The sequence below is a fragment of the Acidobacteriota bacterium genome (assembly GCA_026393755.1).
In the GTDB taxonomy this organism is placed as follows: domain Bacteria; phylum Acidobacteriota; class Vicinamibacteria; order Vicinamibacterales; family JAKQTR01; genus JBAXOX01.
In genome coordinates this window covers 128,757-142,565 of the sequence record JAPKZO010000022.1, presented here as the reverse complement: position 1 = coordinate 142,565, position 13,809 = coordinate 128,757, and the positions used below count along the sequence as shown (strand labels likewise).

Below are 13,809 nucleotides of genomic sequence, written 5' to 3'. Positions count from 1 at the left end.
GGAGCGGAGTCGGGCCGTGATCGGGACGTCGCGCGAGGGCGTCGCGACGCGGCTGGCCGCCGCGCAGGCGCGGTTTGGCGGGGGGCAGGACGAGGACGTCACGGCCGAGGCGCGGCGCCTGCTCCGGCTGCACGGCCTGGCGGGGGCCCGGATGGATACGGCCGCGCTTGAGGACACCGGTGGCACCGTGCTGTGGGTCATACACGGCGCCACGGAGACGGGCGAGTCAGTCGCGGTTCATCTGGAGCCGCTGACGGGTAAACTGCTGGCGTGGCACGTGGGAGGTGAGCGATGAACCGCCGACCACTCGCAGCGACAACGTGGCCGGCCGCGGTCGCTCTCATCATGGGCGCCGACAATCCTCCGCAGCCGCGGCGTGCGGCTCACGACCTCGTGACGGCCGGTTTCCTGATCGTGCTGGCGCTGTTGCTGCCGACCTCCGTGCTGGCGCAGTCGGGGCAGATCGTCGAGTACTACCACCTCGATGCGCTGGGGTCCGTGCGCGTCGTAACCGATCAGACGGGGCAGGTGGTCGCGCGCCACGACTTCCTGCCGTTTGGAGAGGAGTGGAATCCGCCGGCGAACGCGAAAGAAAAGAAACTCTTCACCGGCCACGAGCGGGACGCCGACACAGGGCTCGACTACTTCGGCGCGCGGTACTACCGGCCGCAGGTCGGGCGATTCACCACGATCGATCCGCTACAGACGACTGCGGAGAATCTTGTCGACCCGCAGCGGTGGAACCGGTACGCGTACGTCCGGAACAATCCGCTGCGGTTCACAGATCCAGACGGACGGTGTGTCTATCCCGGTGCCGACTGCGGCCAGTTCCTGCTCGGCGCAGCAAAGGCTGTGGCGAACATCGGACCGGACACTATCAGTCTGCTGAACGCCGCCACGAACCTGGTCATTGCCCCGGTAACAGACTTCAGGTTTTCGGCGCTGTCTCGCTTCGAGGCTGCCAACGAAGACCAGCGGCGCGGCATGATCGCGGGTAACATAGCGATGGTGTTCGGTGCGGCGACGAAGGCAGTGGGCGCCGCGATGGAGTTGTCTGCTGTCGAAGCAGGAGGGTTACGGACTACGCTTCATGGCGCGGAAAGGCTCGCCGGCCCCGCAGCGACTCGGGGTGGTGTACTGAGCGCTTCCGAAGTGCTTGAGGTCCAGGCACAGGGCCGGGTCATGGTCCAAAGCGACGGGGCCGCGGTCCGCATTCTCGAGGCGGGGAGCGGCCGCTTCAGCGTGGTGGTCCAAGGTGAGCGGGGCATCGTAACGACGTTCAAGAATTTGTCGCAAAAGAGTCTCGACAAGCTCGGCAGGAACTATGGGTGGAGAGAACCAGAATAGCGTCGTGTGTTGCTTCTGCGGGCGGTCTCTGACAATGAGTGATGCGGTACAGTTGCTGGTGATCCCGCCAGGCCAGCCCGATGAGGGGCAGACACTGTACTGTCACCGTGATCACTTGAGAACGGCCGTGCACTCATCAATTCCGTTGCATCCCGACATCAGCGAGGTCCGGCTGGACACTGAATAGGCCGTGAGGAAACCGCTCGGAGTTGTGAAGGGAAAGAAGAGAGCGCGAGCGGGCGGAGGAAGTGTCCGTCAGAGTATTGACGGCGCCGGCGGTCGCCGCTGTGGCCGCCCTGGGCTTCACCGAGCGGCAGGCGCGCTTCCTGGTGCTCATGCTGGAGCATTCAGGAGTGTGTCTACCGCGGCAGTACCGGGCCTTCGCAGGTGTCGCGCACGGGCGCCACTCGCTCGCCTTCTTCGCTAAGCTGATCGCCGGCGGTTTGGCGACGACTGATCTCGCCGCGCCGGCGCACGCGGGACGGATTTGCCATGTGCAGTACAAGCCCTGGTACCGGCTGTTGGGCGAGCCGGATCACCGGCACCGGAAGCCGATGAGTGTGGGGCGCGCGGTGGCCATAATGCGCGCTTCGACGCTCGGCTTAGTACGGATCGCCGCTGCGATACGCCCGACTTCGAGTTGATCCGAGCCCCCCCCTGTCCCTGACAGTCGGGCTCGGACACACGGTCATCGGGGCCGGGCACTCCGCGGCCTGGGACGCGGCCGATGAGGCGGTGAAGGTCGAGGCACGGCGCTTGCTCCGGCTGCACGGCCTGACCAGCGACCGGATTGATACGGCCGCACTTGAGGACGTCGGTGATCATGTGGTCTGGGTGACGCACGGCGCCACGGAGACAAGCGAGTCAGTCGCGGTTCATCTGGAGCCCTTGACGGGTAAACTGCTGGCGTGGCACGTGGGAGGTGAGCGATGAGCCGCGGACTGTTCGCCACGATCAGTCGCGTTCTCGCGGACGCAGGGGTCACCCGCGCTGTTCGCGCGACCTCGCCGGCCCCGCGCTGGCGGCAGGCGGCTCACGATCGCGTGACGGCCGCTTTCTTCATCGGGGCGGCGCTGCTGCTGCCAGCACCGGCGTTCGCGCAGTCGGGGCAGATCGTCGAGTATTACCACCTCGACGCCCTGGGCTCCGTGCGGGTCGTGACCGATCAGAACGCGCAGGCCGTGAGCCGCCACGACTTCCTGCCGTTTGGGGAGGAATGGAATCCGCCGGGGAACGCGAAAGAGAAGAGACTCTTCACCGGGCACGAACGGGACGCCGACACGGGGCTCGACTACTTCGGCGCGCGCTACTAGCGGCCGCAGGTCGGGCGGTTCACGACGATCGACCCGCTACAGACGACTGCGGAGAATCTTGTCGACCCGCAGCGGTGGAACCGGTACGCGTATGTCCGGAACAACCCACTGCGGTGGGTGGACCCGGATGGAAGACTCACTGACGATCCACCAGGCCAAACCAAACGAGAGACCTTCGAGCAATACTGCATTAGGGTATACGGGAAGTTCAATCCGGAGGTGTCACCCACTCCGCCATCCCATGAACTACGAGACGAGGCTATCAAACGCGCTGTGCCAATACAGGACCAAGTCGATGAGTTGGTGAGCGTAACCCATCGGGAGTGGGGATTCGACGTGCGATTGGTTGACGGAAGACTCGCGGTGCGCGGTCCCTACACCGACAATGACGCGGGCGGCGTGTGTTCCAGAAATGGAAAAGGAACTTTCAGTCTCATGGGACACGGTCACCCGGGCAAGGAAGATTTTGGGGAGTCTGAGCCCTCCGGCTTCGCTTCCGGAAGGGGCGGCGATAAGGCGCTAGCGATCCGCTTTCCGACGGTGATCCTCCTCTTTGCGCAACCCGGAGGGCAACGGTAGGAGTTCACAGGGGGCAACCTGCGTTTCATGAAATAGGCGTCACGTCTCTCGGTATTGCGAGGGTCGGCGCAGGTTCTGTATGGAGCGATGTGTATGAGAATCCGGTGGCGTACTCTGATCGTCATCTCGATACTGATGCTCGTGAACTGCGCGAACCCGGGCAAGGTCGCGCCAACCCAAGACGGTCCTGCCAAATTGCAAGCCCGACTCGAAGCTGCCATCAACGATCAGGACTTTGATGGCGTGCGATCCACCCTTGCTGCGGGCGCTCGTGCCGACCGGGCCCTCCCCTCCCGGAAGCGCCCGCTCAACTGGGCCGTCCATCTGGAGAACCTCTCCATTGTGCGGCTGCTTCTGCGATCGGGTGCTGATCCCAACCAACTTGACGGGTTTGCATCGAGTCCCCCGCTTGCTGCCGCGGCCCGCGCAAGCAGCAGAGCCTTTGTGGATGAGTTGATCAAGGCCGGAGCAGATCCTAACAAGCGATTCGGTGACGGCTTGGGCTGGACGGCGCTCGGGCTTGCGGCAATGGATGTCGGAGGAAGGGCGATTATCCCGCTCATCGACGCGGGAGCGGACGTCAATGCCTGGAATCTCGTGCCGGCCTCTGACTATCCCAAGGGCTATCGTGCTGGCAGAGCGGAGGGCCGTACGGCGCTAATGCTGGCGGCTGAGCACGGACTGTATATCAACGTCATCATGCTCCTCGACCGCCGAGCAGACCCGACGCTGCGCAACGAACGCGGGAAAGCAGCCATCGATCTGATGAGCGATCCGACGGCAGACATCCGAAAGGCCCTGACGCATCCGGAGCAATTCAACCCGTTCCTGAAGCGGTGACGGGGGCCAGCGCACGGGGTGCGGGTTCCGCGATGGCTGCCTTCTGTATGACTCGCCGGGCGCTGTCGTCGAGCCGAGTGGAGCAGTCGCCGGGTGGACCGGTCCGGAAAAACGGCAGCGGGGCCGCGACCGGCGGCCTGCTGGCGCTGGCCGCCCACGGGAGACGCGCGTCCGCTCGGGCCCGACCGGCCCGCGTGGCCGTGGTGGCTGGTGGCCGCGCTGGTCGGCCTGACGCTCACGGGCCTGCGCCTCGTCCTGGGGCAGGGTCGGACCGTCGGAGCCGGTCTGCGTGCACAGCAGACGTGGATCGTGCTGATCCTGGCGTGGCTGGTCGGGGTAATGGGGGTGCGCGCGCAGGAGGTCGCGCCTGCGCCGCCGGCGTCGGCGCTGCAGGCGGTGCATGCACTGCTGGCGCTGAGCTACCCGGAACTGCGCGCGTCGGGGCTGGAACTCCGGGCGGTGCCGACGCCGGACGGGGTCGTGATGGAGTTTGCGGAGCGGGGCCCGGCCGTGGCGGACCTGGTGGCGCGCACGGCGCCGCGGCCCGCCCAACTAGCGGCAACGGTGACGCTGGATGGCGCGGTTTGGCGGGGGACAGGATGCGGACGTCACGGCCGAGGCGCGGCGTCTACTCCGGCTGCACGGCCTGACCGGCGCCCGGATTGATACGGCCGCGCTTGAGAACGTCGGTGACCATGTGGTCTGGGTGACGTACGGCGCCACGGAGACGGGCGAGTCAGTCGCTGTTCATCTGGAGCCGCTGACGGGTAAACTGCTGGCGTGGCACGTGGGAGGTGAGCGATGAGCCGCCGAACATTCGCAGCAATGACTTGGCCGGCCGCGGTCGCTCTCATCATGGGCGCCGAAAATCCTCTGCGGCGGCGGCATGCCACTCACGATCTCGTGACGGCCGGTTTCCTCATCGTGGCGGCGCTGCTGCTGCCGACCTCCGTGCTGGCGCAGTCGGGGCAGGTCGTCGATTACTACCACCTCGACGCCCTGGGCTCCGTGCGGGTCGTGACCGATCAGACGGGGCAGGTGGTCGCGCGCCACGACTTCCTGCCGTTTGGGGAAGAATGGAATCCGCCGGGGAACGCGAAAGAGAAGAAACTCTTCACCGGCCACGAGCGCGACGCCGACACGGGGCTCGACTACTTCGGCGCGCGCTACTACCGGCCGCAGGTCGGGCGGTTCACGACGATTGACCCGGTCTACACGTGGTCGGAGAACCTCGTCGACCCGCAGCGGTGGAACCGATACGCGTACGTTCGGAACAACCCCCTGAAGTTCGTGGATCCAGACGGGCGCGACGCTCTTTGGGTGACGTCCCCGGACGGAAAGCTGGCCACTCTCGTCATCCCAGTCCACTTCGTCGGAAAGGGTGCTACTCCTGACGTGATTAGGAACATCGAGCAGCGAGCGAATCACCTCGGGACCGGGGATCCACTGATTTCGGTTCTGGTCATAGCTACCGACAAGCCGATAGGTGGCGTGCTCAACACCATGGATCTGTCACAGAGCAGGGACCTCGCGACGTGCGGGCAGGGAGGAGAGTGCGCAAACGAGTTGGGTGGGACAAGAGCTCACATTGACACCAGTCAACCTGGCGCGGAAGGTGCGGGCGTTCATGACACCCTACACTTTTCTGGAATTCGCGAAGCCTACGACCCCGTCACGGAGCACGGGGTGCGAACTGGCGCTGTACCGAAACCCGGCTACTCGGACAGCAACATCATGGCCTCACGGAACGGGACGCGGCTCACTCCGGTTCAGCTCCAGCAGGCCAAGGACAACCCGAGCACGAAGGCATGCACACTTGGCGCGAACGGGGTCCTTGCTTGCGGGAAGTAACGAACGGTCCAGACGGAGCGGATGTCGACGTGTCGCCAGAGCCAGAAGATGGTGCGGCAACGCTGCGTCGACTAACCACGGTTCAACGTCCTCGAGGCGGTCCGCCTCGCGATCAAGGAGGAAGAGGTGATGCGGAGGACTTGGTTGGTACTAGGGGCCGGTATTGTCATCACCCTGTGGGCGGTCGCCCTGGTGTGGCACTGGTGGCCGACCGACAGCGGCCCACTGCCACCTGTACAGGTCGAGCATGTAGAGCAGCTCGTTCCCCCAGCACCACCAGGCACAGCGGAGGACAGGGGGAGCTTTGTGCTCACGGCTGCCTGCCGAAAGTTGAAGTCCCCGTTTCCGATTGTCCTCGTGGTCAGTGGTGACGATGGTGCGACGCTGAGGTTTGCGCATGAATTCGATGCGGCACTCAGTGCGTCGCCGCGTTTGCATCGCGTAGACCAGGTTCGCGAATGCTCACTGGTTGCGTATGTTCCTACTCATGTGGCGTGGAGGGACTTCAATAAACGGACGATGATTAGCTATCGAGTGAACGTCTTTCGGCAGAGTGGTCCCTCCCTCGGCAGCTACACAGGATCGTGTTGGCTGGACGAGGCCGCAAAGTGCGGCGCACGCGCTGCCGAGGACGTGGTGGCCGCAGCCGAACGCGACCGCTGAAGAGAAACGAAGCGTCGTGGGGGCCCCCTCGACGTTCGTGCGGTGGAAACTGCCGTCGGCCGTTCCAATGGCATTCGATCGGTGAGCCGCCACGACTTCCTGCCGTTTGGGGAAGAATGGAATCCGCCGGGGAACGCGAAGGAAAAGAAGCTCTTCACCGGCCACGAGCGGGACGCCGACACGGGGCTCGACTACTTCGGAGCGCGCTACTACCGGCCGCAGGTGGGACGGTTCACCACCATCGACCCACTTCAGACGACCGCGGAGAACCTTGTCGACCCGCAGCGGTGGAACCGCTACGCCTACGTCACGAACAATCCCCTCAAGTACACGGATCCCGACGGTAAGAACCCGCTGCTGATCATGGGAGGGATTGGGGCGGCCGTCTACGGCGGGTGGGCCATCTACCAGAACGTCTCGCACGGGCAACCCTGGTACAACAACGTGGGCGTGGAGGCGAGCAAGGGTCTGCTGTTTGGCGTGACGCTGGGATTGGCCGCGCCGGCCGTTGCGGGAATGGGAGCCGCGGACGTGGCGGGTGCTGCCCTCGGAAGCGGCGGAACGTGGGTCGCCAGCACTGAGGCGATGTCGGCTCGGCCCGCGGCCTTCCAGGCACAGGTTACTGGACGCGCTGGTGAGGTGTTCTTACTCAATGGCGTGAAGTTCGACGGCATGCTGAACAACGTGCTTCAGGAGGCGAAGGGGCCTGGTTACGCAGCGTTCGTGAAGGATGGGGCCTTCTTGAGTTGGTTCAACGGGGCCGCCGATCTCGTGGCGCAGGCACAGCGCCAACTGGCTGCGGCCGGAGGGACACCAGTACAATGGACCTTTGCAGAGGCAGCGGCTGCGGAAGCTACGCGGGCGCTCTTCAAGGCCAACGGCATCAAAGGGATTCAGATCATTGTTGGTGCTCAGTAGGACTGAGCCCCGGCTGTTCAGGTCGGTTTGAGAGACTGTGAGCCAAGCGCATGATCATCGGAGTCTATTGGACGGCGCGCCCGGAGTCCGCGGAGGAAGTAGCGAATCGACTTTCGCGGTTTCTCGGATCCTTGTCTACCAATGGAAAAGAGCTGAAGCTGGGGCAGTGGTTTCGGAAGGGATCCAGTCGGGCGTCGGCTCGTAAACGCCTGGCGACAGACGCGTCTTCGATCGCCAAGGCGCTGCGGACCAATCGCCGCGATGTGGACGGCACCGTCATGCTGGAACTCGGCTACAGGCTATCAATATGGAACGGGGACGACGTCTCGTTCGACGCGACGATAGGTAGCTTTAATGCACACGTGACAAACGCGGCGGTCTTGTCTTTCGCCGACGACGCACTGCCGCTCAGCGCCGATCAGGGGCAAACGCTTCTCGAGGCTGCGGTGTTGGCTTTCGAACCCGAGCACGGCGTTGTCGCCAGCCATAAGCAACTGCTGACGTCCAACGAAACGAGCCCCTGGGCCGCAGGTTGGTTCACCTACGATCGACAGGGGGGAGTCCGTCGGCACGTAAGTGGATGAGGGCAACCGTGGTCGGACGGAATGCCTGCGTGCGAGCTGCCGGTTTCACGGAGCGGCAGGCACGCTTTCTGGTGCTCGTCCTGGAGCACGCGGGGGTGTGCCTGCCGCGGCAGTACCGCACGTTTGCCGGCATTGCCCACGGCCGGCAGACGCACCGGTTTTTCGAACAGCTGATCACGGGCGGGTTTGCGACGACGGGCTTGTCCGCGCCGGCGCACGCCGGACGGATCTACCACGTCCAGTACAAGCCCTGGTACCGGGCGATCGGTGAGCCCGATCACCGCCACCGGAAGGCGATGAGCGTGGGGCGCGCCGTCGAACGACTCATGGTCCTCGACGGCGTGCTCGCCGAGCCGAGTATCAGCTGGCTCGGCCTGTTTCGGGACAAGGCCGCGACCTTCACGAACCCGCCCGCCGAGCGGAAGCTGGCCGGAGACCCCTGGGACTTCCAGCCATTCCCGAAGCCGAAAGAACAGTTCGCAATGGTGAAGACCCCGAAGGAAGCGCAGCACGTGCTGACGCACTTCGCGAGGGCGACCACCACGGCGAACGCATAGGGGCGGCGCTTCGTCGCTCCGAACCTCGACACTGACCCGGTCTGCGTGTGTCAATCAGCGCGTACGGCGCTTGCGCCGCTCGTTCCGCTGTGTCTGACGTCCTTCACCCATCAGAGAGGCGGCGCGCAAGGCGGCGCTGGCCGATGCCGAATCGAGCATCGCCATGCAGCAGGCCCGGATGGCCTTCGTCCAGTTGTTGCTGGAAGCGGGGGCGCACCTGGACCCCATCCGGGGCGAGCAGACCTGGACGGTGTACCGCCGGGACGGAGAGGTGGTCTTCGAGTGCCCGTTCACCGAGGTGGACATGCGCAACGCGATGCGCGTCCAGCGTGCGAATGTAGACCAGGCCGCTCGACAGACAGGTGGCGCAGAGACTCTCTACGAGGGGGACGACGACGAAGACCAGACCCCGACGATTGGGTTCTCAGGTTCGTCCGCCCGGCGGGGACACTCAGGCGCGAAGATGGCTGACCTCGTTCCGCGTGTCGGGAGTAACCTCGGATGAGACACCCTCGCCTGGTCGAGGGGCAGGGCACGTTCTGCTTCGACTTCCCGGTGATTCGGGATGTCTCGAAACCGAGCGTGACGCTCCACAAGAACGGCCGTTATCTACTCTTCAAACCCAACGACCTTGTCGCGGCCGACGTGCTCCGTGAACTCGATCTGCGGATGCAGACCACCCTGATGCGCGACGGCACGTACTTCGGCGTCACAGGTGTCCGCGTGATGGACTGGCACAAGGTCGAGTTGTGGAAGCACCTCGCCGGCGACATCGCCACGCACCCGTACTGCCAGCTTCTCCAGAGCTATGGGGTCGAGATCGGCACGTCGCCGACCCTCCAGCACTACATCCGCCGTGAGTATCCACGCCGCGTTCTGGAGGCGACGCCGTACACGGCGACCGCCGTGCAGAATGACGACGTGTCGCTGTTCGAACGGTGTTCGGTCGGGGCCAACCTCCTGTGTGTCCAGACCTTCGTGAAGCTGGGCGACGAGACACCCACCTTCGAGAAGGACAAGCGGTACATGGTGGTGCGCACCAGCGGTGAGGGTGTCGACAAGGTGGGGATCTGTACGGAGCCCATCACGCACCGCGCCGACATCACGGTGGCTGGCGAGCATCTGATCTACGAATGGTCGGCGCTCGATCTGCCGATGGAGTCGTATTTCGACGACTCCGAGAACGTCGACTTCGGTCTCGATATCCGGCAACGGTACCCGCAGCAGGTGCGACAGATGGAAGACCGGATTGCGCGGTTGCCGTTTGTGCGCCAGGCCCTCGAGTCGGGCCAGAGACACCCGTTGTACGAGCATGTCCGGTTAGACGCGGCCGAGGAAGCCCTGAAACGTGGAGTGGTGAACGGCAAACTGATGCGGCTCGGCAAGTCGTCCGAAGCGATCACCATCTGCGAGTTGTGGGGGTCGAAGAAGGTCGCGATCATCGGGACGAAGAACGTGCGCCTGTCGTTTCGTCGCGAGTTCAAACGTCTGGGGTTCACAGACCAGGACTTCGTGTTCGTGAACCGGTTGGCCGATCTGGACAAGACGGGTAAGTACTTCCTCATGACCTATGACTGGATCAAGGACATGTGGGACCCGACGGCTGGACCGCGGGATCGGTTCGAGAACTACCTCCGGCCAGTCGAACGCGTCGTACGGTCAAAGGGCGAATCGACGACGGTCCACGCCACCAATCCGTGCCCACACTGCAAGGAACCGATGTCCCGGCCAGTCCTGGAGCGTGACTCGACCGGGAAGCACACGAGTACCACGTGGACGACCACCAAGGGGTACATCTGCCGGAATCCGGCGTGTACATGGAGTTCGGACACGCGTCGCGTCACGATTGGTGAAGGACCTGCCTGGGCTGTGAAAGGTAACAAGTTGGTACATCACCAGCCTGGGACCTATGTGGACTTCGGTCTGGCCGCTCATGCGACCTGTTCGGGCGACCACATCAAGGGGCGTCAGTGCTTGGAGTGTGGGGAAACGGACGGCACCTGGCAGCCGCCGCGGTATCGCCGGCTCAAGGACCGCTTTACCGCGGTCGTGGCCGACGAGGTGCACAACGCCAAGGACTACGGCACGCAGAATGCCCGGGCGTTGTATAGCTTCCGGTCTCGCCGGAAGATCGCCATGACCGGCACCTTGCTGTCGAACTCCCCGTTGGACGCCTACTGGCCGTTGTGGTGGGCGATCGGCGGACCCCAGGAGCAGTTCCCCTATTCCCACGTGCCAGGGAAGAAGGCGTTCGAGAATCGGTTCTGCGACTTCGTCTACCTGGAGAAGCCGACCGGTGTCGTCGATGAGGAGACCGGTGAAGAGGTCATGAAGACCGTGCGGAAACGCACGCCGTTCCTGATCAACCCGCCGGACTGGTGGCGCATGATGCAGCCGAAGATCAAGCGTCGGAACTACAGCGACCCGTTGTTTCAGTCGTCCTTGGTGGAGGCCGGGATGAAGCAGCCCCTGATTTCGGTCAAAAGAAAGTCGCGTGTGCGATGCATCCGAAACAGGTGGCCCTCATGCTGGATGCCCTTCGGGACTTCAGCCAGCAGTACCAGGCGATCAAGGAGGCGGCTGAGTCCAAGAACCAGGAGATCAATCCGGCGATGGTCATTTCCAAGATGACCGCGCTTAGAAAGATAGCTACGGTGCCGGAACGTCTGAACACCGAATTGGGCACACCCGTGTATAGCGGGCCCAACGGGGGCGGGAAGTCGGTCCACATCAAGAATCTCGTGGACAAGGCCGTGTCTGAAGGCAAGAAGGTGCTCATCTTGAGTGACTTCCAACAGATGCAATCAAACTGTCAGGAGTTGCTCGCGCGGCACAACCCCATTCGGCGCGATTGAAGCCTGGTCGCAGCTGCTCGACAGCGGAGATTCCTGCGGTTGCGATTCTTGACCGGGCGGCGCTGGCATAGTACTGTGGGTTCGTCTTCAGGCCCTCTCGCGCACCTCATGGTCCAACCAGGTTCGACACCAATCAAACGGACGCCGCTGGATGCTCAGCACCGGGCCCTTGGCGCCAGGATGATCGCGTTTGCCGGATGGGAGATGCCCCTCGAGTATGCCGGGATCTCGGACGAACATCTGGCCGTCAGGACCAGGGCCGGCCTGTTCGACGTGAGCCACATGGGTCAGATCGAGATCGCTGGCAAGGCCGCGTTGGCCGCGGTGCAGTGGATCATGTGTAATGACGCGTCCCGGCTCGAAATGGGCCAGGCGCAGTACTCCGGGCTGATGACGCCGGCCGGTACCTTCGTCGACGATCTCCTCGTATACCGCCTGGCAGCGGAACACTTTCTGCTGATTGTCAACGCGGCGAATACGAGCAAGGATTACACCTGGATTGTCGAGCATATCCGGCAGTGCGGTGACGTCACGGCCCTGGATACCAGTTCCCGGTATGCCCTGTTGGCGTTGCAAGGACCTCTCGCCAGCCTGGTGATGCAGCGGCTGACGAATCTCGATCTGTCAGGCATGAGGTACTATGGGTTTGCCCACGGGGAAGTGGCGGGTGTGCGAGCGACCCTGTCGAGAACGGGCTACACGGGCGAAGACGGTTTCGAGATCTTCGTGCCGCCGAGGCAGGCGCCGGCCGTGTGGAACGCGATTCTCGAGTCGGGGAAGGACGAGGGCGTCGGTCCCGCCGGACTTGGCGCCCGCGACACACTCAGGCTCGAGGCGGCGATGAGGTTGTACGGGAATGACATCGATGCCGGCACGACCGTGCTCGAGGCCGGCCTCGGGTGGATGATCGGGTGGGCGAAAGAGACGTTCGTGGGCCGTGACGCGCTGCTGGGTCAGAAGGCGTCGGGAGTCGCGCGGCTCCTGGTGGGCTTTGAGATGACGGACGGAGCCATCGCCAGGCACGGGTATCCAGTGATGATCGACGGCCGGAAGGCTGGCGCGGTGACCAGTGGAACACGAACACCCTTCTTGAAGAGGGCGATCGGCATGGCGTACGTCCCGGCCGCGCACGCCGCCGAAGGCATGGAATTCGACGTCGAGATTCGCGGGCGTCTGCACGGGGCCCGCGTGGTTCCGCTTCCGTTCTATCAGCGACCGAAAGGGTAGTCATGTATCCTGCCGACTGCAAGTACACGAAGGATCACGAGTGGATCAAGGTTGAGGGCGGCGTGGGCCGCGTCGGGATCACCGATTTTGCCCAGAAACAACTGGGAGACGTCGTGTATCTCGAACTGCCTCAGGTGGGCCGCACGCTCAAACAGGGAGAGGCGTTCGGCACCGTAGAGTCCGTCAAGGCGGTCTCTGAGCTGTATAGCCCAGTCTCCGGCGAGATTGTGGCCGTCAATTCGGCGCTGGCGGATACGCCGGAAGCGGTCAACAAGGATCCACACGGCAGCTGGATGGTCAACATCCGCCTGTCCGCGCCAGCCGAAATGGGATCGTTGCTGGCGGTCGCCGACTATTCGGCGCTCGTGAAGTAGACTGCCGGCACTGTTGCTCCTCGAGACGCAGGACCAGGCCGCGCGTGAGGCGGCGTCCCGCGATCCCGCCCGGAGACCATTCCTGTTCGAGGTCACCCATGAGTCGTGCAATGACAGGCTCGTTTGAATCCCGCCACCTTGGTCCGCGTCCGCAGCAATGCGATCTGATGCTCAAGACGATTGGCGTTCGGTCGCTCGATCGGTTGATGGACGAGGCGATTCCGCCCGCTATCAGGCTCGCCAGGCCGCTGGCGCTTCCCGATGGGGAAAGCGAATACCGGTTCCTCGGCCGGCTCAAGCGAGTGGCGGCGAAGAACATGCCGTTCCGGTCCTTCATCGGGCTCGGTTATTACGATTGCGTGACGCCAACCGTCATTCTCCGGAATGTGCTCGAGAATCCCAGCTGGTACACCCCGTACACGCCCTATCAGGCGGAAATCGCCCAGGGGCGCCTGGAGGCGCTACTCACGTTCCAGACGCTGGTCGAAGATCTCACGGGAATGCCGATCGCCAACGCATCCCTGCTTGACGAGCCGACCGCTGCCGCCGAAGCGATGACGATGCTCCGGCGGGTGCAGGGGGGGACTCGGTCGACATTTGTCGTGGCGAGCCATTGCTTCCCGCAGACCATTGATGTCCTGCGGGGACGGGCCGAACCTCTGGGCATCGAGTTGGTCGTGGCGGATCTCGACACGATCGAG

Annotated in this window: 16 protein-coding genes and 1 pseudogene (1 of these 17 cut by a window edge); all 17 read left to right on the top strand. The window is 64.0% G+C overall.

The window, feature by feature from the left end; all coding sequences use genetic code 11:
* Positions 1-295 (top strand): hypothetical protein (locus NTV05_08875; protein MCX6544513.1); only part of this gene is annotated, 295 nt, incomplete at its 5' end.
* Positions 292-1,347, top strand: a complete 1,056-nt coding sequence (locus NTV05_08870) for an RHS repeat-associated core domain-containing protein (protein ID MCX6544512.1) — start codon at positions 292-294, stop codon at positions 1,345-1,347. The genes NTV05_08875 and NTV05_08870, both read left to right, overlap by 4 nt.
* 287 nt (positions 1,348-1,634) lie before the next feature.
* Positions 1,635-1,991 (top strand): hypothetical protein, encoded by a 357-nt coding sequence (locus tag NTV05_08865; protein ID MCX6544511.1) that lies wholly within the window; start codon positions 1,635-1,637, stop codon positions 1,989-1,991.
* A gap of 91 nt (positions 1,992-2,082) precedes the next feature.
* On the top strand, positions 2,083-2,280 hold the full coding sequence (locus NTV05_08860) for a hypothetical protein (protein ID MCX6544510.1): 198 nt from the start codon (positions 2,083-2,085) through the stop codon (positions 2,278-2,280).
* Positions 2,277-2,660 (top strand): hypothetical protein, encoded by a 384-nt coding sequence (locus NTV05_08855; GenBank protein MCX6544509.1) that lies wholly within the window; start codon positions 2,277-2,279, stop codon positions 2,658-2,660. The genes NTV05_08860 and NTV05_08855 overlap by 4 nt, the downstream gene beginning before the upstream one ends.
* 672 nt (positions 2,661-3,332) lie before the next feature.
* Positions 3,333-4,079, top strand: a complete 747-nt coding sequence (locus tag NTV05_08850) for an ankyrin repeat domain-containing protein (protein ID MCX6544508.1) — start codon at positions 3,333-3,335, stop codon at positions 4,077-4,079.
* A 93-nt stretch (positions 4,080-4,172) separates the two neighbouring features.
* On the top strand, positions 4,173-4,745 hold the full coding sequence (locus tag NTV05_08845) for a hypothetical protein (GenBank protein MCX6544507.1): 573 nt from the start codon (positions 4,173-4,175) through the stop codon (positions 4,743-4,745).
* A gap of 135 nt (positions 4,746-4,880) precedes the next feature.
* On the top strand, positions 4,881-5,930 hold the full coding sequence (locus NTV05_08840; protein ID MCX6544506.1) for an RHS repeat-associated core domain-containing protein: 1,050 nt from the start codon (positions 4,881-4,883) through the stop codon (positions 5,928-5,930).
* Between the two features lie 705 nt (positions 5,931-6,635).
* Positions 6,636-7,511 (top strand): Tox-REase-5 domain-containing protein, encoded by an 876-nt coding sequence (locus NTV05_08835; protein MCX6544505.1) that lies wholly within the window; start codon positions 6,636-6,638, stop codon positions 7,509-7,511.
* A gap of 50 nt (positions 7,512-7,561) precedes the next feature.
* Positions 7,562-8,095: a hypothetical protein gene (locus NTV05_08830; protein ID MCX6544504.1), complete on the top strand. Its 534-nt coding sequence runs from the start codon at positions 7,562-7,564 to the stop codon at positions 8,093-8,095.
* Positions 8,096-8,124: 29 nt separating this feature from the next.
* The gene (locus NTV05_08825) at positions 8,125-8,652 is read left to right on the top strand and encodes a hypothetical protein (GenBank protein ID MCX6544503.1); all 528 of its coding nucleotides are present in this window, start codon (positions 8,125-8,127) and stop codon (positions 8,650-8,652) included.
* A 163-nt stretch (positions 8,653-8,815) separates the two neighbouring features.
* Entirely contained in the window at positions 8,816-9,157 is a 342-nt protein-coding gene (locus NTV05_08820) for a hypothetical protein (GenBank protein ID MCX6544502.1), read from the top strand.
* Entirely contained in the window at positions 9,154-11,283 is a 2,130-nt protein-coding gene (locus NTV05_08815) for a hypothetical protein (protein MCX6544501.1), read from the top strand. Before NTV05_08820 ends, NTV05_08815 begins: the two co-directional genes overlap by 4 nt.
* Before the next feature lie 23 nt (positions 11,284-11,306).
* Positions 11,307-11,507: a hypothetical protein gene (locus tag NTV05_08810; GenBank protein ID MCX6544500.1), complete on the top strand. Its 201-nt coding sequence runs from the start codon at positions 11,307-11,309 to the stop codon at positions 11,505-11,507.
* Positions 11,508-11,615: 108 nt separating this feature from the next.
* Positions 11,616-12,734 (top strand): glycine cleavage system aminomethyltransferase GcvT, encoded by a 1,119-nt coding sequence (gene gcvT, locus NTV05_08805; GenBank protein MCX6544499.1) that lies wholly within the window; start codon positions 11,616-11,618, stop codon positions 12,732-12,734.
* A 2-nt stretch (positions 12,735-12,736) separates the two neighbouring features.
* On the top strand, positions 12,737-13,108 hold the full coding sequence (gene gcvH / locus NTV05_08800) for a glycine cleavage system protein GcvH (GenBank protein ID MCX6544498.1): 372 nt from the start codon (positions 12,737-12,739) through the stop codon (positions 13,106-13,108).
* 110 nt (positions 13,109-13,218) lie between these two features.
* Positions 13,219-13,809, top strand: a pseudogene (gene gcvP / locus NTV05_08795) (aminomethyl-transferring glycine dehydrogenase); it runs 2,255 nt beyond the window's last position.